Annotated in this window: 19 protein-coding genes; 2 read left to right on the top strand and 17 right to left on the bottom strand. The window is 34.1% G+C overall.

Going from position 1 to position 18,859, the window contains the following annotated elements:
* On the top strand, positions 1-92 hold a 92-nt coding region (locus RT41_RS10360), incomplete at its 5' end, for an IS3 family transposase (protein ID WP_143467364.1).
* Positions 93-185: 93 nt separating this feature from the next.
* Here the strand turns inward: RT41_RS10360 and RT41_RS09240 are convergent.
* From RT41_RS09240 to RT41_RS09165, 16 genes are all read right to left on the bottom strand, one after another.
* Positions 186-5,516 (bottom strand): SpaA isopeptide-forming pilin-related protein, encoded by a 5,331-nt coding sequence (locus RT41_RS09240; RefSeq protein WP_096819088.1) that lies wholly within the window; start codon positions 5,514-5,516, stop codon positions 186-188.
* Between the two features lie 286 nt (positions 5,517-5,802).
* Positions 5,803-6,072: a hypothetical protein gene (locus RT41_RS09235; RefSeq protein ID WP_054639886.1), complete on the bottom strand. Its 270-nt coding sequence runs from the start codon at positions 6,070-6,072 to the stop codon at positions 5,803-5,805.
* 476 nt (positions 6,073-6,548) lie between these two features.
* Entirely contained in the window at positions 6,549-6,863 is a 315-nt protein-coding gene (locus tag RT41_RS09230) for a hypothetical protein (protein ID WP_054639887.1), read from the bottom strand.
* A gap of 8 nt (positions 6,864-6,871) precedes the next feature.
* Complete coding sequence (locus tag RT41_RS09225; protein WP_096819086.1) at positions 6,872-7,081, bottom strand: hypothetical protein; 210 nt, start codon at positions 7,079-7,081, stop codon at positions 6,872-6,874.
* 18 nt (positions 7,082-7,099) lie between these two features.
* Positions 7,100-7,405: a hypothetical protein gene (locus RT41_RS09220; protein ID WP_096819084.1), complete on the bottom strand. Its 306-nt coding sequence runs from the start codon at positions 7,403-7,405 to the stop codon at positions 7,100-7,102.
* A 64-nt stretch (positions 7,406-7,469) separates the two neighbouring features.
* Positions 7,470-8,051, bottom strand: a complete 582-nt coding sequence (locus RT41_RS09215; RefSeq protein ID WP_054639889.1) for a hypothetical protein — start codon at positions 8,049-8,051, stop codon at positions 7,470-7,472.
* Positions 8,052-8,076: 25 nt separating this feature from the next.
* Positions 8,077-8,268 carry a hypothetical protein gene (locus RT41_RS09210; protein ID WP_054639890.1) on the bottom strand — a complete coding sequence of 64 codons (192 nt, stop codon included), beginning with the start codon at positions 8,266-8,268 and terminating at the stop codon, positions 8,077-8,079.
* Positions 8,255-8,797, bottom strand: coding sequence for a hypothetical protein (locus RT41_RS09205; RefSeq protein ID WP_054639891.1), 543 nt, complete (start codon positions 8,795-8,797; stop codon positions 8,255-8,257). Before RT41_RS09205 ends, RT41_RS09210 begins: the two co-directional genes overlap by 14 nt.
* Before the next feature lie 60 nt (positions 8,798-8,857).
* Positions 8,858-9,409 (bottom strand): hypothetical protein, encoded by a 552-nt coding sequence (locus RT41_RS09200; RefSeq protein WP_054639892.1) that lies wholly within the window; start codon positions 9,407-9,409, stop codon positions 8,858-8,860.
* 21 nt (positions 9,410-9,430) lie between these two features.
* Positions 9,431-9,637 (bottom strand): hypothetical protein, encoded by a 207-nt coding sequence (locus tag RT41_RS09195; RefSeq protein WP_096819081.1) that lies wholly within the window; start codon positions 9,635-9,637, stop codon positions 9,431-9,433.
* Positions 9,638-9,652: 15 nt separating this feature from the next.
* A complete protein-coding gene (locus RT41_RS09190) occupies positions 9,653-10,147 on the bottom strand; it encodes a hypothetical protein (protein ID WP_054639894.1) in 495 nt (164 codons plus the stop codon).
* Between the two features lie 89 nt (positions 10,148-10,236).
* Positions 10,237-10,782, bottom strand: coding sequence for a hypothetical protein (locus RT41_RS09185; RefSeq protein WP_096819079.1), 546 nt, complete (start codon positions 10,780-10,782; stop codon positions 10,237-10,239).
* A 19-nt stretch (positions 10,783-10,801) separates the two neighbouring features.
* Positions 10,802-12,184: an ATP-binding protein gene (locus RT41_RS09180; protein ID WP_096819077.1), complete on the bottom strand. Its 1,383-nt coding sequence runs from the start codon at positions 12,182-12,184 to the stop codon at positions 10,802-10,804.
* Between the two features lie 86 nt (positions 12,185-12,270).
* Positions 12,271-12,561 (bottom strand): hypothetical protein, encoded by a 291-nt coding sequence (locus tag RT41_RS09175; RefSeq protein WP_054639897.1) that lies wholly within the window; start codon positions 12,559-12,561, stop codon positions 12,271-12,273.
* 31 nt (positions 12,562-12,592) lie between these two features.
* Positions 12,593-16,612: a PolC-type DNA polymerase III gene (locus RT41_RS09170; protein WP_096819075.1), complete on the bottom strand. Its 4,020-nt coding sequence runs from the start codon at positions 16,610-16,612 to the stop codon at positions 12,593-12,595.
* A 10-nt stretch (positions 16,613-16,622) separates the two neighbouring features.
* Positions 16,623-17,087 carry a hypothetical protein gene (locus RT41_RS09165; protein ID WP_096819073.1) on the bottom strand — a complete coding sequence of 155 codons (465 nt, stop codon included), beginning with the start codon at positions 17,085-17,087 and terminating at the stop codon, positions 16,623-16,625.
* Between the two features lie 388 nt (positions 17,088-17,475).
* On the opposite strand from RT41_RS09165, the gene RT41_RS09160 reads away from it, so the two are divergent.
* On the top strand, positions 17,476-17,709 hold the full coding sequence (locus tag RT41_RS09160) for a hypothetical protein (protein ID WP_054639902.1): 234 nt from the start codon (positions 17,476-17,478) through the stop codon (positions 17,707-17,709).
* Between the two features lie 26 nt (positions 17,710-17,735).
* Here RT41_RS09160 and RT41_RS09155 read toward each other — a convergent pair whose 3' ends face one another.
* Positions 17,736-18,356: a hypothetical protein gene (locus RT41_RS09155; protein ID WP_054639903.1), complete on the bottom strand. Its 621-nt coding sequence runs from the start codon at positions 18,354-18,356 to the stop codon at positions 17,736-17,738.
* Positions 18,357-18,859 lie beyond the last annotated feature (503 nt).

Here is an 18,859-nt window from a genome sequence, read left to right as displayed (position 1 = left end):
TCTGGTACATTGAAGCCTTTTATAACTCAAAACGAATCCACCAAAGTTTAGACTATCTTACACCTAATCAATTTGAAAAGGTAAGTGCTTAAAATAAATAGATTAAAATTCTACGTTTGTGACTCTAAAAACTTGACTTAACGTCAATGAATACTTCCTCCTTTCTTAAAGAGAAAAAGAGAAATTTAAAACTTTTTCTTTTTCAAAAGCAATAGGGTAGAAAACAAGATAGCGAGCACTCCTAATGTAGTGTAAAGAACATTCGAATTATCTCCTGTTTTAGGAAGATTGGTTGAGTTATCTTTTACTTTTTCAGGAAGCATTTCTTTTGTATTTTCAACTACAACTCTTGTAATTTTAGCGGTTTTCTGGAACTCAATAGAAAATAAAGTTTTATTGCCCTTTACAAGTTCATAACCATTTGGGGCCAATATCTCAACAAAATAGTAATTTCCTGGCTTAAGGTTTTCAACCTCAATGCATCCATTACTATTTGTAATCAAGTTCCCTTTCACTAGTTTTCCTAATGAATTGTACAAATTAAACTTAGCACCGGATAATGTTTTACCAGTAGTTTTATCTGTTTTAGTTAAAATAACAGAACCTGTCTTTTCTGCATTTTCCGCAAGTACCTGTGCTACTTTGTGCTCTGTTTGAAGTTCAACTTCAAAGTTCAATTTACTATTATTTAAAATATACCCTGCTGGTGCTGATGTTTCCTTAAAATAATATTTCCCTGGCTTTAATCCATCTACAGAAATTTGGCCTTTTGAATCAGAAATAAGGCTTGACTTAATTTCACTGCCCTCTGAATTGAATAAACTAAATGTTGCACCAGATAATACTTTTTTAGTATCAGAATCAATCTTTGTTAATAAAACTGAACCTGTAGCTTCAGAATTTTCTACATTAATTGTTGCCAACTTGCTAGTAGTTTGTAATTCAATTGTGAAATGATATTGAGCAGCCTCTTCGAAGTTAAATCCTGCTGGAGCTTTAGTTTCAACAAAATAATAATTTCCAGGCTTCAAACCAGCTACCGTTATTTGGCCATTTATATCAGACACAAGTCCTGATTTTATTTCTTTTCCAGAATTATCAAATAAACTAAATACGGCTCCTGATAATTTTTTCCCTGTGTCAGAGTCAATTTTATTCAAAATAACCGATCCCGTAGTTTCAGAATTTTCGGCTACCACTTGCGCAACTTTGGGAGTGCTTTGAAGTTCAACAGTGAAGGGAAGTTTAGAGCTATTAAGTTCATATCCCGCTGGAGCTTCTGTCTCAATGAAATAATAGTCTCCAGGAGTCAAGTTAGAGACGTTAATTTCCCCGTTAGAATCTGTAGTCAGTCCAGACTTGATTAAATCCCCGTCTTTTTTAAATAGGCTGAAAATAGCTCCTGCAAGAATTTTCCCTGTGTCAGAATCTGTTTTAGTTAGAACTACTGCACCAGTTATAGCTGAATTTTCAACAGAGACCTGTGCTACTTGAGGAACTACTTGAAGTACAATTGTAAATCCAATTTTATTTGAATTAAGTAAATATCCTGTGGGAGCTTGTGTTTCTTTAAAATAATAGTTTCCTGGTTTCAATCCATCATACATTATTTTCCCACTTGCATCAGTAACTAATCCAGACTTAATCAATGTCCCTTTAGAATCATATAGTGTGAACACCGCCCCTTGTAAAGTTGCCCCTGTATCACTATCAATCTTCGTTAACAAAACCTCACCTGTTGTTTCTGAGTTAGAGATATTTATAGTGGGTTGAATATTGTCACCATTGACTGTTACATCTTGTGGCGCACTATCAAGTTCATACCCTGCGGGAGCGGACGTTTCAATTATATAATAATTTCCTGCGTCTAAACCTGCGTATGTGATATTTCCATTTGCATCTGTTACCAATTCTGAGGCAATTTTAATATCTCCACTTTGTAATTTTTGGTAAAGATCAAAAGTTGCTCCAGCTAAATCTTTACCTGTATCTCTGTCAGTCTTATGAATTGTGATTTGACCCTTAAAATTTACTAAAGACAAATTTTTATTCTGATTCTCATCAACTTCGTTATACTGAAGGCTAATTTCTTGACCATTTTTTAGCATAGTTGATATTACGTAACCATCGGGAGCTGATGATTCAACTAAAATATACTTCCCAGACTTTAGGTTTTTCCAATTAATTTTTCCAGAACTATCAGTTGTACCAGAACGTAAAAGTTGGCCTTTATTTCCTGATACATCAGACCAAATTTCGAAAGTTGCTCCAACAAGTGCTTTTCCTGTGTTACCATCTGTCTTAGTAATTACAAGGCCCATATTTTTGCCAGACGCACTCCCCCCATTATTCACTACTTGAGTTGATGAAATTATATCATCAGATACTGGTTTTTCACCTGTTCCTTTAATTGATGCATCATTAGTCAAAGTGTCATTTATTAACGATGAGTTTATTAGCGAACGATAATGGATTGAGTATGCTGTATTAATTGTATTTTTAAAAACAATTGTCAAGGTCTGTTGACCAGAAGTATTATCAGTTACTAAATTCACTGTATAGTCTGTTCCCAATTGCAGTGGGGCCGTTGTGTTCTCCACATAGCTCCCATCAGAGGAAACTTTTGTTGGGTAGATGGTAATTGATGACTCATCAATTATTTGATTATCTGAAGGGACATCTGTTACCGTTGCGTTACTAATTGTTGATTGTGATTTATTGACCCAAATGTTCCATAATGCGTATGATGAATTTGATGGATCCTGAGAACCTGACTTTTCAATCACGCTGCCACTGTTAGGAACAGACACTGATGCAACTAGATTACTTGAAATATTATCATTAACATATTGAGCAGTATTGTCATAAGTCTTTTGATTAATAATTTTTCCCACCAATGAGGTTTGGTAAGTCAATACATAAGCTTTTGAGCTCCCGTTAGGAAGAGGTACAGTAAGCAAGTTGTTTTCTGCATCATATGTCGCATTGTTGCTTATTTCTGGTTTAACTAGTGTATAACTGCCATCAGAATTAATAGTTGCTTCGTACAATTTTACGCTGTCAGGGACATAGTCTTGATCACCTACAATTTTATCAGTAATTGAAGCATTATTTAATACGCGTTGATTGTAGTTGGTAACCACAGTCCAGGTAATTATTTTTGAAACAGCATTATAACTACCTGATTTACTTCCATCATTTACATATTCAACTTTAGGAGTAAAATTTGCTGTTCCATTATTAGTATGGGATTTTCCTTTTTGATCAACCCACGTAGCGGTAACATTGTTAGTCCAGGTTTTTCCGGTCAATTTCAGAGTCTCAAATGAAGTTACATAAGAAAGAGTGTATGAATCTTTGGCTTGGCTCTTCAAATTACCAATAAATTCAAGAGAGAATCCGGTGGGAGTCAAGGTAATTGTATAATCTGTGCCTCTTACCAACTCGGTCTTGGTATCATTATCAAATAATTTAAAAGTACTATCGTCAACAGTTAATCCAACTGGAATTTCATCATCTAATTGATAGTTAGACATGTCTTGACGAGCTTTATTGATATTGATGTTCCAACCAACAGTTTTTTTATTATAATCCACTGTTCCCAAAGTTTTAGTCAATCCTTGAGAAGCAACCGAATTGTTTCCTGCTGAGACTGTTTGCCCATCACTCTCGGCTTCATTTTCTACATTAATGCTAGAATCAATAGCACCTGTCACTTGAGTCTTGTAGGAAATTTTAACACCTTGTTTTAGACCATTTGGAAATGTTATTGTCATACTTGCTGGACTTGTTGTATTGTCAGTATCAATCGTATACATTGACGCATCTATTGTGTTGCCAGACTCATCTTTTAGAACAGGTGTCCCATAAAAAATTTGCCCATCACTTGGAGTGTCAACAATTTTCGTACCTGCAGGAAGTGACTTTTCCCCATAATTGTAATCAATTTCCCAATTTAGTACTTGGCTACCACTTGAGTCTGCTCCTAAATAATTTTTTGTTAAAAGTTTCCCATATTCCGCATTAACTGTTGCGTCTGCCGGATAAGAATTCCCACCATTTGTAAGAGTGGCCTTATTGGTAAAAGTTAAGCTTCCGCCTTCATCCGGAATCTTGCTACTATCAATATCACTTGTGTACTCTATTTTAAAAGCTTGGTTTGTTTTTGCATAGTCTCCTGCTAAAGTAATAGAATTACTTACTGGATCCACTATATAGTCTTTTCCTTCAGTTAGAGCAGGCCCTTGGCTCACCACATTTCCTAACAGGTCAACCGTGAGAGGATATATAGAAATTGTTTTTACCAACGTTGGAACTTTTCCTGTTGTATCTGTAGGCATAGGATCTGAAACAACAGCATTATTCAATACTTCACCATTGGTATTTATCGTAACATCCCAAGTAATTCCAGTTGGGTTGTTTCCAGAAGAGTTTTGCCCTACTACATTCCCAGTTTTAGAGATGGAATTTCCCCCAATTGGTTTAACTGTAATAGGAATCTCAACCGGGCCAGTAGTTGTATCAATGGAAATTGTCTGCTGCCCGGAATTACTGTCTTGTTTAATAACAGATGTATAATTAAACGTTCCAGAAACGTTGTCCGAGTTTAAAACACTATTTGTAAAAATAAACGTTACTTTACCATCCGAGGTAATAGAATAATTTGCAAATACCTCACCTGAAGTATCTTGCAATTCTCCTGTTCCTGGCTTATACGTTATGTTACTTGGTAAATTAAATACAAAGTAATCACCAGCTTTGACAGTATATCCATTAAGCAATGTATTAGGCAGTGCCCAAACGAAAGCTAAATTAATATTCGTGTCTTTTGTAACATCATCTGGATCAACTGCATTTCCTTTACTATCCGTGAAAGTAGCTTTTGCGTTAGTAATCAAAGTGCCGCCTGGCAAGTACTTTGAAAGATCAGTTCCGACTTCGTCTAATTTTGAAATAGCTTTTGCAGCAGGTGCACTAATTCTTTCTTTCCTCTCTGAACTTTTAGTAGATGCTAAGGGCACCTTGCTCGAATCTTGAGGCTCCTGTGAAGTCTGTGCAGGAACTATTAACGGAGTAATTTTTATAACTTGGCTTCCGTATTTTAAAGTATTCACTGCATTTTTATTAATTTTTGTAAAGTTGATATTTAAAGTAGCTGGCTCAGTCCCAACCCCAGGGTTGGTCTCAATATTTATTTTATTATCACTAATACTAAAAGAGCCTATAGCACTTTGATTGTTCGAGTCTAAAATCTTTACATCATTAATATCCTCTGGTATCATATCGTCTGAAAATGATATCGAATCTAACTTTTTGCTATCTGATAAATTTGTTAAAGTGATTCCTATTTCTACCGTGTTTTCTGATATTTGTTTTGCATTAACAATATTTAATCCACTCGGGGTTGTTGTACTAATTGTTTCTGCTGTAACCTGCGCAACAGGCTGTAATATTTGCAAAATAACAAATATTACGGTAATGACTTTATATAAATTAAACTTTTTAAATTTTTTCATTTAATCTTCCTTTCAAAGGAATTATACCGATTCATAGGATAACCCCTCAAATTGTATTTTCCCTTCATTATTTTTTATATCAGTAAACGGATCGACAACAATTGGTTGAAAAAATTTGAAAATAAGACATATACCAATAATATAACCACTACGAGCATCCTCCTTCCACTTTCTATTCTAACTAATATAAAATTAGCCCAAATTAAAATATGATTAATATTTTCGCTTAATTATTAAAATAATGCCCTCTTGAAAAACATTTAAAATTCTGAAAGTAATAATATTACTATGAAGGATCAACTTCTGGCACTACTTCACTCAAATAAAGATAAGCTACACTGTCCCCTCGAATACTAACCTTTCCATAATCATCCACTATATCAACAACTTTAGAATTTATTTGAGAATTCCTTAGTAATTCGTATGCAGTCCTGGCCAAAACTTTGTTATGAAATTTCAGCAAAATCAAATCAGGAATACCATTCAGGTATATTTTAATATTATACCTACGTTCCACCTTACTTAAAGCAAGCCAGATTTTGTTAGTCTCATCCATGAAACGTCCTCCTATTCTACAATACAAAAAATCCTTTTCTAAATTATATTACATTTTTACCTAATATGTCAACAGTGTTACATAAATTGTTAGAATAAATTTAATTGGTTTTTACGTAATGTTATAAAAAAGCAACAGCCTGTAGAATGCTGTCATATTTGAATTGTTTCAAATTAAAAATATACTTTTAATATATAATTAATTATGCCTAAAAAGTTAGCTTAATAAGAACCCCCAGCCCTGTCCTCCTTAACTTTTTCTCGTACATATATGCTAGAAAACGTATTGTATTATAGAAGCCCTTTAATTATGCTCCAATACCGGATAAAGTCTGCAAAAGTAATTAAACCCTGTCAATATTATGTATCTAATTATGTGATTATGTGAAAAAAGAAATAATATTCGACACATTAGGAATCACCCCAATTGGAATTATCTACTACTTGTTTGGTATAACTCTTTCTTATTCAGCACAATTAAATTTGAACAATTTCCCACAGACCAAATCCACAAAATATAGAATAGATCATATGCAAACGTTTGCTACAGTTAATTCCAAGGTAAAACAACGCTATGTTTTTCCACCGTTCATCATGAATAAGCAGCACACTCTCCTTCAACTCAATCAACATCTTTTTCAAAATTAAAACGAGGAGTTCCCCTTGCAGCTTTTCGATTAGAGAGTTATTGATATTGGCTCCCAGCTTATAGTTTGCTATAAAACTAATATTTCCCAATATCAAATCACTATTAACTTTGGGCTGTTTGCCATAAAGAGAAAGCTGCTTCATAATAGTTTCTATCGCTTGTTCTCTATAGATATTATTAGTAGTTTTGGCTGTGTATTTTTCGTTAGGAATTGAATAATTTCGCGAAATTTATCTATTTCCTTAACTAGTTTGAAGTAATTATAAGGTTTAGGCTCTAATGCTAAATTTGTTATGTCGTCTTCAATGCAAGGTAATATTAAGTCAAATAAGTTATCTAAAATATTGTCAACATCTTTCATGGGGGACTTCCTTTTTTTCTAATAACAAAAAACTCGTAATACCCTATTTGATGGTAGTACGAATTCATTATCATCATTAGCTTCCTTGAGCACCTCTGCTTTAGTTAGCGTGGACAAGTGTTTCCATGACATCTTTCCAGATTCATCTGTTTCATCCACAATGTATCGACGAAATTCATTTGCTGAAAAGATTTCATAATCTTCATTTTCAATGAAATCCAGAGTATCGTATTCTGTTTTTCCTAAAGATGATTTCAAAAATTCAAAATCTTCATTTGAAATCCCTTTTGTCGTTAGAATTGTTTTTTTCAGACTTTCTTGCATTTGTTATCCTTTCTACTTTTTTTTATATAAAAAAAGGGATAAGCTTTTTTTGCTTATCACTTTCTTAGTACCAGCATGTGTAGATGAGTGCTTCGTTTTCATTAAGGGATAACTCTTCCCATTTTTCAATGTCATCCATTAAATCATTTAAACCCTTGAAATAGTAGCGGTCATAATTCTGTTCAAAAGCGAAGAATCCATTATCGTCAGGGAAATTTTGAGATGCAAACTCTTTGGTCCGTTCAAGTGAATGGGTTTGTTGATAATCAAGGATTGCCGAAACTTTCGACTTAAGGTCGGTAATAATTTCGGGAGTCATAATCACTTCACCACAATTTTCAATGTTATATTTTTCTTCAAAGTAAACTTGCAATGCAAAGAATTTGCGATAGTAGCTGACTTCTGAATAAAGATATTTCAAGTTATCCATATCTCCTTGTGAAAACAAGATACCCAACTCAGAAGTATATAGAGAATTATTTTTATATAAATTTTCAATATATAAACTAATTTGTCCTGGATTCGTTTGTTTCCATTCCTCTTCAGTTATCAGGTGGATGTTCGACCCAAAATGTGATTTAATTACATCCTTGTGTTCTTCTTCGTTTCGAGTGAGCTTGAGCTGTACGTATTGGTCTAATCCCATTTTTTTACCTTTTCATTTTTTTATTTTATTGTTTTTCAACATTTGAGAGTGTGGTGTTATCTTTCTCAAATACTTCTGGAGGGAGATGTTCACTTCCATTTTCTTGAAGTTGAATTAATGCTGCGGTGTAAAGTTCTTCTTGATTAAGTTCTTTATCACTTTCAATTTCAACATCTACGTAAACGGTAGTTGCTATTTCGATTCTATAATTTAACATGATTTTTCTCCTCCTCAAAATATTCGTCAGCTGACGTTGAGAGGTTCCATTCAGTATTAGAGTTTTTTTCGGCCTCAATCATCCTCTTTACAAACTCCTCCAGAGAATCACGACTGAAAGCGTAAAGTGGCAAGCGATCAACAATTTCGAATGCTTTATCATCAGAGTCAAGGAGACAAGCTAATTGACACCAAAGTGATTCAGTAGAATAGTCCTCAATCATGATATTGACATTAGAAATTTCAATAGTAATGTCTAGCTCGATGTCCAAGTTTTCACCGCTTGGCAAGCGGTAATATAAATAGAAACACTTGTTTGCCTCAATATTCCAATGCTTCTGGTCAACTTGGATTAATTTTAGTTCATCGACTTTGAAATGAACAAAAGCAATAATAAGCTCTTTGATTTCGCTAGAAACTTGTTCATAGTTTTGTTCAGTTAGGGCTAATTTTGAGATGATTTCGTGTGATATATCTTCCTCGAAATTTTCAACAGCATCAGTTATTTTTAAATCAATAATTTTTTTCATTTTTCTCCAAATTTTATTATTTTAGGTGAAAAAGGCTAGAAATTACTTCTAGCCCATTTTTTAGAAATGATAATCCCCTACAAAATTACTGTAGATTGTAATTTCGTAAGGTTCATCTTGTTCAGGATCTTTATTAAAATGATTTGCTGCAGAATCCATCACATCTTTAATTGTTTCAGGCCAACCGTCTATCACAATTTTAATGCCACCTCTTGGATTTACAGTGTCTTGAAATTCTATTAAGCTACTGTATAATTTTCTACTATTTTCCTTATCGTTGATGATTGGTAAATTTCCAAAAGCAAATTTTCCTGATGCTCCAATTTTTTTCACGTTTTCAAGATAATCGCTAATTGTTTTCACGTAATTATCTTGATATTCTTTCACAGTCTCACGAGTGATGGTCCAAACTGTACGTTTTCCGTTTGTAACTGTCTTACCTGGGAGTTCAATTTCTTTAATGTCCCAGTAGTCAGACTGCGGAATGAGGTTAACATAATCACATTCTGAGATATAGTTTTCAAGTGTTTCTTCGCTAATTCTTAATTCATCAATTTCAGCTGTTGATAAATTAGTGTTTCCAGTTGTTCCAAAAAATATTGGTGAGTGCATTATTCAATTCCTTTTCTTTCTTTAAACGCTGACGATTATAGGGTGGGTAATAAATTCTTCGCAGCAAACGACGGGGAGCTCTTGTAAAACTTCAAAATCTAAAACGGGTCCTTTTATGGTGAATTTAGGTGCTTTTCCAATAGATTTTTGATAATTGCTTTCTGACCGAGTAATCACTTCAATCCAGTCATTTTCTGGAATTGATTGAATGGTATCCTGAAATTTCATTTTCACCTTTTTTTCTTATGCAACCAACTCAGCATAAAAGCCTTCAGTGGCGATATGATGACTGGCGGTGTAAAACACAAAAATACTTTCTAACAAATCGAAAAAGCTTTCGTTTGTTGTGATATTACCAATTTTGAGTTGTTTTTCGACCAATTCTTTTCCGTTAGTAGGCAACAAATCACGTTCAATGAAGTCATCAATGAGGCTATTGTAGGACACTAGGGTGAAACTTTGTTCCCATTTGTCGTATGTCCCAGTATTAACGTAATCTGTAACCAATTCATTTAAATTATCATACTGGCTTAATAGTTCAGCGTCTTGATCGTCTTGATAAATGCCTGCTACTTCGTCTAAGTCGTGGTCTGGTGAATAATGTGCTCGGTCGTTGTAACGGCCATCACGATAGCTATATAGTGGCTCATCTAAATCAACAATGAGCGTTGATGGTGAGCTTAGATCAATAACTTCTCCGACCGTAATTTCTTTTTCGCTTAATAATAATGATTTCATAAGTTTATACTCTTTATTTTCTATAATTTATTTCAAAAAAAAAATTCTTGGCGATTTATCGCCAAGAACTTATTTATTGTAACTATAGATTAACCAACATTTGTGCTTAAATTACAATTAATATATGAATTAATCTCATCAATCATGTATTGAATATGGTCAGGGTTTAAAATATCTAGTGGTTCATGAGCTTTTTTGTATAATATTCTTCCATCTTTATCAATGTCATGTTTGAAAAGTGATAAAAACATGAATGAAAACATACCTCGATTTGTTTTGTACGCTCGTCGGGTAGAAAATTCAATTTTTTGTGGCTTAACATTTAATTTAAATTCCCCAATTGGAAAGAATTGGTCATAAAAATCATACTCTGCAATACCACAAAGTTTGAGTTGTAACAAATATGATATTGCATGATAAAAATCATCATAATCAAAATTTTTAGCTTGAAAATTTTTAAAATTAAATCTTGAGCCATTTCTTTTAATAAAAATCTCATATTCACCATTTTCTTGATAGAATAAGAGTTTATCGGCAATATCAAATAAACACAATTGTTCTTCTTTAGTCATTTTAGCATTTTTGGCTACATAACTTTTAATACTAATCAATTGTTCTTTATCAACTCTTTTCATAATTTCTCCCCTTTTCTAACTACTCGGTCATTTGGTCAAAAGATATTAAGTATACTCCCTTATTTCTTGCTTCTTTCATTACACCTTGACTAAAGCCACTTTTAGAAAATAAAAAATAATATTTTTGAGAATTTGAAAATAATCCAGCACGATAGATTAACTTATTAAGCACTTTTTCGTCTAGTAATTGATTACGCCATTTACATTCCCCTACAAATAGAGCTCCTGTCATTGGAGAAAAACCAACAATGTCAAGCTCTACTTCTTTTTTCTCAGCCTTATCTGTTCCCCACCATGTTCCTAATTCTTCAAAATAATCATCTACTAAATCGTAGGGGACATGTTCCCACATCCAGTCAATACTCACCTTTTCAAAAACGGGGCCAAGAAAATCGTTAATTTCTTTTTCTATTCGTTTATATACAAAATCGCCCCTGTCACGTTCAATTTGACTTTGATTTTTCCCTACAAAGCGATACCAAAATCTAAACATCGAATCGGAGATGGTGTAAATTGTTTTTCTACTGTTCTTATTTTTTTGTGAAATCGGAGTTTTCTTTTCTACAATTCCAAGTTCAATAAGATTGTCGAGGAGTAGACTTGTGGCGGCAGATGTTAATTTGGTTTGGCCTGCTATATCTTTGATTCGGCTTGCTCCGTGAGCAATAGAATAAAGGATTGAATTATAATTTGAAGGGTCTCGTAATTCTTGCATAAGCAAGTTACTTGGTTCCTCATAAAGTGGTGCTGTTGTTTTGAGATAGGTTAACTTTATGTTATCTTCGAGTGATTTATTTTCATCAATAAAGGAAAGATATTGTGGTATTCCGCTTGTTATCCCATACACGCCTAAAAGTTCTTCCTTATTCATTTTTGGAAAAAACTCTTGGCATTGGAAGAAAGTAAAAGGTTGGATCTTCATTTGAGACGTTCTACGACCGTACAACGGACTCTCATAGCCGAGTACTTGATGTTCCATGAAAGACATAGACGAACCACATAAAATGAGCATCACTTTCGAATTGATAAAATGATGGTCAATCACTTTTTGGATAATTGAACTAATTTCAGGAGCTGAACTCGCAAGATACGGAAATTCATCAAGGACAAGGACAAATCTCTCATCTTTACCTTGTTCATAGACATTCATAAGAGCTTTTTCATAATTATCAAAGCTTAACCCAGAATCTTCTCCCAAAATACTTTCAGATAAAGCGTTCAGGTTAGAGCCATCTTTTTCTTTAATCGCCATGTAATAACTACCACGTTTATCTTTCAAAAATTCATTTAAAAGCGTTGTTTTTCCGACTCGACGTCGACCATACATGACCACAAATTGAAATTTATCTGATTGATATGCCTGATTAAGATGTTCAAGTTCTTTTTTTCTACCTACGAACATAAGATCTCCTTTACTAAATTATACTTTACTTGTTTATAATTAAGTTAATTATAACATAGTAATTTAACTATTGGAAATTTCGACGCTTAATATTTTGGCTTTTTCATATATTCTGCACGCTTGGATGGCGCCATATTAAGCAATGTGGCTTCATTCAGCGCACGGCTGAGTACATCATGACCACAAAGATAATTGTCATAATCTTTAAGGATCGTTTTGTAATAAGTCAAAAGTGTTCCCAGAGAAACTTGTGCTTGTTTTAGTGCTTCTTGAATATTATAGCCTTCAACACCTGATTTTTTGAGGTAATTTGCGGCTTTAAAAATACGTTCGTCTCGTCCCATTTCGGAACTGAGTTTTAGGTCTGCTAGACTCATTGTGTTCTTCTTTCTATATCACAGTGAATTATTATTGCGCACTTAGTTCTGCAGATATTAATTCCGCAAAAACTTTGACCATTTCTTTTTGAGGAAGGTCAGAATTGTCTTCATAAGTTTTGTTGAAAAACTTAGTAAATGCTTTGTTGTAGTGAGTCCCGTAAGTTTCCTTGTTACCAAATTTGACGATGAATTTTGTTAACAGTTGTTCGAATACGAGGTTTTTAATCACTTTCTTATTGTCCGCTTTATTGGCTTGGGCAACTTTGCGTTGGTACATTTGTTGAGCTTTCTCTGGATCTACTTTGTAGAGGTCCAGCATTGTTTGCGCAGCTTCTGCACCCAATCCACTGATGGTTGTTAGTGGTGGAATGATTGCTCCCGTAACATCGACTTCAAATCGGCTCGCACTTGAATGCTCAAGACTAACTGGTTTGAATGTGACGCCTGCTCTTAAAGCATCGAGCTGAATCGATAAAGATTTTACTAATTTCTTCTTCACGTCCGCATTTGTTCGAGTTGCCATAATTTCACGTTTTAAGCGTCCGATTTGGGCATTAATTTCTTCTTCCGTCAAAGAAAATGATGCCGTATCAAATTGTTCACCTTTTGTTGTTAACCATGCCGCTGCAAATGCACTTGGGTAGTTAATCTTCCACCATGCAATCTTCATCGCATTAATGGTGTAGGCCACTGCATGTCCTTTAGGGAACAGATACATGATTTTCATGACTGATTCAATATACCAGTCTGGAACTCCATGTTCTTTCATCAATGCAATTGGTTCTGCTTTTGATTTCTTTCCTTTGGCATACATCCCTTTACGTGCAGCTTCCATGATATCGAAAGAGGCTTTCTCAGGCAAGCCATACTTAATTAAGTCCAACATGATGTCATCACGACAAGCAACAACTTCTTTAAGAGTTGCAATTCCTTTGTCAATTAGGTCCTCAGAGTTCCCAGTCCAAACGTCTGTACCATGTGAGAGTCCAGAGATACGGAACAAGTCAGAGACTGTCTTAGGCTGTGTTTTCTGAAGCATTTTCTGAGTTAAATCAGTACCAAATTCAGGCAAGCCAGTTGGTGTAATTTCTCGGCCATAAGCATTAACAGCTTTGTTAGAAAAGACGAGCGGGATATTTGGGTCCGATAAATCAATTTGTTCGTTGTCAAATTGTGTCAAACGTTCCAATTCTTTTATCATACGAGGGTCATCGTGTCCAAGAATATCGAGTTTCAATACGTTGTCATGAATAGAATGAAAATCAAAGTGAGTCGTTTTCCAATCACTAGTTTTATCCCCTGCTGGAAATTGGAATGGTGTGTAATCGAATACTCCCTTGTACTGCGGAATGACAATGACACCACCTGCGTGGGTACCAGTAGAAACTTTTGTTCCGACTAATTTTTCTGCTAAACTTTCAGCATAAGCTGAGTTAACATTTTCTTTGCGATCAATAAAGAATGACTTTGTCATTTGTAGTGCCGATTTTTCTGCAATCGTCATGATTGTGCCAGCTTTATATGCAAATTTCTCACCAAAAAGCTCACGGACATCTTTTTGAGCAAAGCCTTGGTCCTCACCAGCAAAATTTAAGTCAATATCAGGAACTTTGTCACCGTTGAATCCTAGGAATGTTTCAAAGGGAATGTCCATTCCTTCTTTAGAACATTTTGTACCACAATTCGGACAGTAGAAATCAGGCAAATCATACCCGTTTTCGACTTCTTCTGGTGTATCAAAAGTGACAAAATCGTTATTTGGACAGCGCCAGTGTGGTTTTAATGGATTTACATTTGAGATTCCGAGCATTGTTGCGGTAAACGAACTACCAACAGAACCACGAGAACCAACGATATATCCACGTTCATTTGAGCGCTTAACTAATTCTCGAGCGATGAGATAAATCACGTCAAACCCGTTGGAAGTGATGCTATCCAGTTCTTTATTCAAGCGTTTGATGACATATTCAGGTGGATTTGGAGTATAAAGTTCATGCATCCGGTCAGTAGCGAGTTCGATGATTTGTTCCTTTGATTTTTCAATAACTGGAGTAAACAATTCATCATCTCCATAAAATACTCGCAAATTTTTCTCAAGATTTTCAATGATGGTGTTTTGGAAGTCAAGTCCTGCTTGGATGTGCTTTTCAGTCATTCCTTCTTCAAGGTATGTGTTCTTCATTTCTTCCCAAGTTCTCATGACCATTCTGTCATTTGGATGAATGCCTTTAAGATTATTTCCAATTTTAATCGAGTGATCCATAATTTCTTGCAATAATTCTTCCGATTCATCTAAAAGGTATGGATTATTACTGAAATAGAACCGTTTTGTATCTTTAACCAATTGGAATACTTTAGCATTAATGCCTTTGTATATCTCTGGATAAGAATAGTTTGAGGAAGGTACAAGACCAAAACCGTCATAGAAATTCATGAACAATTGTGCTTGAGCATATTCTCCACGAGCAACCATTTGTTGTATCTCACCCTCTTGACCAACACTGGAAATAAACAAGTTTTTACGGTACTTTTGCAAAGTGCTATGACTGATACTTGCTGTGCGGTAAAGCTGTTTTGTTTGTGCAACCGTGATTAATTGGAAAAGGTCTTTTAGTCCCTCTTGGTTCTTAGCAATGATTGAAACATAGCTGTTGACACGTTTAGCTGCATGGTTAGTATCAATTTTCATCAAATCTAATAATGTCGTACAATTGCTTGCTTCTTGAAGCATTTCCATAAAGCATTCAGCTGTTGATGTTGCATCCACTACAGCGTTATGATGGCCGTCCAATTTTTTGTGATAGAAACGAGTCAGTGCCTCTAGACTGAATTTCTTCAGTTCTGGGTGATTGGCTTGGAAGAATACCATTGTATCAATGACCGTGTGATTGATATAAGTTTCATTGGTTTGATTAAGCTCAGCATGATGGCGAATAAAAGGAATGTCGAATTGTGCATTATGGGCTACCAAAACAGCTCCCTTACAAAATTCTCCAAAATCATTGAGTGCCTCTTTAATATTGACACCATTTTCGATGGCTTTTGGGTCAAGATGAGTTAAATCATAAATGAATTGAGGCACTTCAATCTCTGGATTAATCAATCGCTCAAAACTCTCAATCACAACTCCGTTTTCAATTTTTACAGCGGCAATTTGGATAATCTTATCTTCTTCACGGTTCAATCCAGTGGTTTCAATATCCAAAACAACGTATTTATTATCAGCAAGTAGACTGTCATTTGGATAAAGAATGAGCGGTTGATTATCGTTTAAGGCAAGTTGGATGCCATAGAAAACGTCCATTCCGTTACGTTTACTGTTCTTGATTTGAGTGAATCCTTGAATATTTTCAATGTCTGTCACACCGACCATTTTGTGATTGCGATGTTTCAAAACTTTTGTCATTTCTGGATAGGTATGAAGTCCACGATAAGGGCTCATTGAAGTATGAAGATGCAATTCTACATAAGGCTCATCATAATCAAGTTCAATTTCTTGATTATTTTCTTCAATTTCTTCTACTTTTTCTAAATAATCAATCTTAAAGATATTTTCTCCAAGTTTGCTATCGATGAAAAATTTACCCTCAATTGAGATTGAATCACCAAGAACAAGACCGTCATAAAGGCTAAGACGTTCAAGATTCTTTTCAATGACATTGATTTTCTTTGTGGCTTTGAAGTAAGTGTTACCTTCTTTACAGTTAAAGTTGTAAATGACACTGTTCCCACGTTTATTGTTAATTTCTCGACGCTCTATCTTCAAAATTTCCGCAATAACATCATTGTCCCTTAAGTCCGTTTCATTGAAGACTGCTTTGAATTTTTTTCCTTGACTTTCAACATATTGTTTAACGATCATTATTGCATTAACTTTATTAAAAAAAGGTGATTTTAATAATGTTTTGTTAAATGTTGCAGTATAGGTGTCAGTTTTTTTATCATAATGAAGTTCTTTAGGCAAGATTTCATCATAAAATATTTGTGCTATTTGGCTGTTAATGATTTTTTTCCTAACAGTTTTGTAGTTTTCTATTATTTTGTCCATTTTCTACTCTCTAAAACATTGAATGACATACTTCTTCACTCTTTTTACTTAAAAAATCTAAAGCCCAATTCCCTTGTACTTTTAGCCTGCCTTGATAGTTTTCAAAACTATTTTCTCTGTATCTCTTACTGAAATTAAACAAATGATTCCATTCATTACTTTTAATTACAGCTTTAAAAGCAATAAAATTCTGATTGTTGTTTTTATAATTCTCGGAAATCGGCATGTTATCTGGTCGAATATAAAATTGAATAACTTTTCTCGTTCGACCAGTTTCTTCGATGAATACATCATCAACGTGATACCACCTGCAATACCACAAATCTGTGGTTTTTGTAATGTTGGTTAATCTTACAAAATTTTTCTTGCTTAAGGAAGATTCTAAACGAATAGACAACTCCTTTGATTTGTGTTTTTTAATTTCTGTGTCGTAAGCCGTCAAATCAAAACTTACGCTATAGGTCATTTTGATCATAGTGGACTCTTATTATTAATATCCATTTTTTAATAATAATTTGAGAGGTTAATTTTTAATTTGGTTAAAAGCATATTAAAAATATGCGAAAAAGATAAAATCAGACTCATCAAAAAAAAGTCCAGTGCTTTAGCACTGGAAATTCCCCAGCAATTCTTAAATTCTATAAAGAAATTTATGAAATGCTTTTGTTTATTTTCTTAAATTCATATAAAATGAACTTAGGCGAGAAGGAGAATTATTATGGGAAATCCAAAGGTAAAAAAGTCCATTATTGTCGGTATAATTAGCTTACTTGTTGTTGTAATTGTCATCTTAACTTTTACTCTGATAAAATCTAACAGTAAAAATAAGACAACTTTTATCATCTTATAAACTTGGAAAAGTGATGACAGAGCATCCAGTCGGTGAGCCGTACACGATTACAGTTGATGGCTTATCAAATACATTTATCTCAGTTGTCCCTGCTGGCGAAACTGTTGGCACAGGGATTGACCAACCTATAGTTGATGAAACAGTTAAAACAAGAGACCGTATCATGGTTACTCACGGGACCAATCCGTCTCAGTACTTCACTTCTGCACAAGGTGGGAAGACTGCAGTATTTTTCAGAAATAAATAAAAACCCACAACATTTGTGGGTTTTTTTTATTTCAATTTTTGAAAATTAGTTGTTTGCAGAAGTTTGATAAGACATTCGTATCTTGGACTTCCTAATGCCGTGTTTGCATAAGTGTGAGCCTTCGCATCAAAATGGCTACTATTTTCTTTAGGATGCTTTTCGGCATCGATCTGAGTTAAATAGACTGCGTCTGGATAAATAACTAGTTTTTCCGCTTCTTCCGATAAAGAAATATTGGATTTAGTCAGCTCACTAACTTGTAGTAAGAATTCTTCAAAGCTATCTGGTTCAATAATTGTTGTAAGAGAAACTGGAGGAAATTCAATATCTAATTCTTCTCTATCGTTGGAGTCAAAAATGGCAAAAGTGTAAATTTCTTTTGCATAGGCAAAACGTAATTTATCTTCGTTATACATTTCGTTTAAGTATTCGATTAATTCAGGAATTAATTCTTCCTTTGTTTTCTTGCGTGGGACAACAATTCCACAATTATGTACAATTGAATAATAATCGCCGCAGCATGCAGGAGAGTCTTGGAAGATTGAGCTTGCAATCACCCAATATTTAGGATCTGATTGATTGAGCGTATCTTGAGTATTTAATTCTTTTTGAAGTTTAATTAAAAAGTTGATGTCTGAAATTGTCATTTTATGCTTTTTAATTTTATCTTCATGGTTTTTTAAACCTTTGTGGTTAATTGCTATTTGATTTTCCTCTTTCTATTCTGAAAAATAGTACGCTACCTCTATTGTTATCAAATCATTTTGGTTTTCTCTACCCAATAAAATGCTTTAACTTTGCAAACATAAATTTACTTTCAAGTAAAGTTCGATGAAGGTAAAATGCACCTCTACCAATGGAACCAAGAACTACTCCAGCCGATATCAAATAGGTAGGAATTTTTCTCATACTATTAATGTCACTTTTTTAATGTCACTTTTTATTTCTGTTTTTTACTTTTTTCTCTTATCAATTGAGTGTCAATTATTTTACAGTTAGTTTAAGTGAATTAATTGGCTGACAATCGTGATTTGAGTATTCAATACTTCAAGCATGGATTTATAACGGTTAAATCGCATCTTAGACGTTTGGTAACGTTCGTAAGCATTAATTTGACCTTCTTCAACATTCATCGCAATCAGTTCGTTGT

The organism is Lactococcus fujiensis JCM 16395, assembly GCF_002441655.1.
Taxonomy (GTDB): Bacteria; Bacillota; Bacilli; order Lactobacillales; family Streptococcaceae; genus Lactococcus; species Lactococcus fujiensis.
The sequence above is the reverse complement of the archived record's forward strand: the minus strand, read 5'-3'. Positions and strand labels throughout refer to the sequence as shown.

Coding starts and splice junctions, on each gene's coding strand:
- RT41_RS09240 (WP_096819088.1), bottom strand. CDS start 5,516: ATGAAAAAATTTAAAAAGTTTAATTTATATAAAGTCATTACCGTAATA.
- RT41_RS09235 (WP_054639886.1), bottom strand. CDS start 6,072: ATGGATGAGACTAACAAAATCTGGCTTGCTTTAAGTAAGGTGGAACGT.
- RT41_RS09230 (WP_054639887.1), bottom strand. CDS start 6,863: ATGAAGCAGCTTTCTCTTTATGGCAAACAGCCCAAAGTTAATAGTGAT.
- RT41_RS09225 (WP_096819086.1), bottom strand. CDS start 7,081: ATGAAAGATGTTGACAATATTTTAGATAACTTATTTGACTTAATATTA.
- RT41_RS09220 (WP_096819084.1), bottom strand. CDS start 7,405: ATGCAAGAAAGTCTGAAAAAAACAATTCTAACGACAAAAGGGATTTCA.
- RT41_RS09215 (WP_054639889.1), bottom strand. CDS start 8,051: ATGGGATTAGACCAATACGTACAGCTCAAGCTCACTCGAAACGAAGAA.
- RT41_RS09210 (WP_054639890.1), bottom strand. CDS start 8,268: ATGTTAAATTATAGAATCGAAATAGCAACTACCGTTTACGTAGATGTT.
- RT41_RS09205 (WP_054639891.1), bottom strand. CDS start 8,797: ATGAAAAAAATTATTGATTTAAAAATAACTGATGCTGTTGAAAATTTC.
- RT41_RS09200 (WP_054639892.1), bottom strand. CDS start 9,409: ATGCACTCACCAATATTTTTTGGAACAACTGGAAACACTAATTTATCA.
- RT41_RS09195 (WP_096819081.1), bottom strand. CDS start 9,637: ATGAAATTTCAGGATACCATTCAATCAATTCCAGAAAATGACTGGATT.
- RT41_RS09190 (WP_054639894.1), bottom strand. CDS start 10,147: ATGAAATCATTATTATTAAGCGAAAAAGAAATTACGGTCGGAGAAGTT.
- RT41_RS09185 (WP_096819079.1), bottom strand. CDS start 10,782: ATGAAAAGAGTTGATAAAGAACAATTGATTAGTATTAAAAGTTATGTA.
- RT41_RS09180 (WP_096819077.1), bottom strand. CDS start 12,184: ATGTTCGTAGGTAGAAAAAAAGAACTTGAACATCTTAATCAGGCATAT.
- RT41_RS09175 (WP_054639897.1), bottom strand. CDS start 12,561: ATGAGTCTAGCAGACCTAAAACTCAGTTCCGAAATGGGACGAGACGAA.
- RT41_RS09170 (WP_096819075.1), bottom strand. CDS start 16,612: ATGGACAAAATAATAGAAAACTACAAAACTGTTAGGAAAAAAATCATT.
- RT41_RS09165 (WP_096819073.1), bottom strand. CDS start 17,087: ATGATCAAAATGACCTATAGCGTAAGTTTTGATTTGACGGCTTACGAC.
- RT41_RS09160 (WP_054639902.1), top strand. CDS start 17,476: ATGACAGAGCATCCAGTCGGTGAGCCGTACACGATTACAGTTGATGGC.
- RT41_RS09155 (WP_054639903.1), bottom strand. CDS start 18,356: ATGACAATTTCAGACATCAACTTTTTAATTAAACTTCAAAAAGAATTA.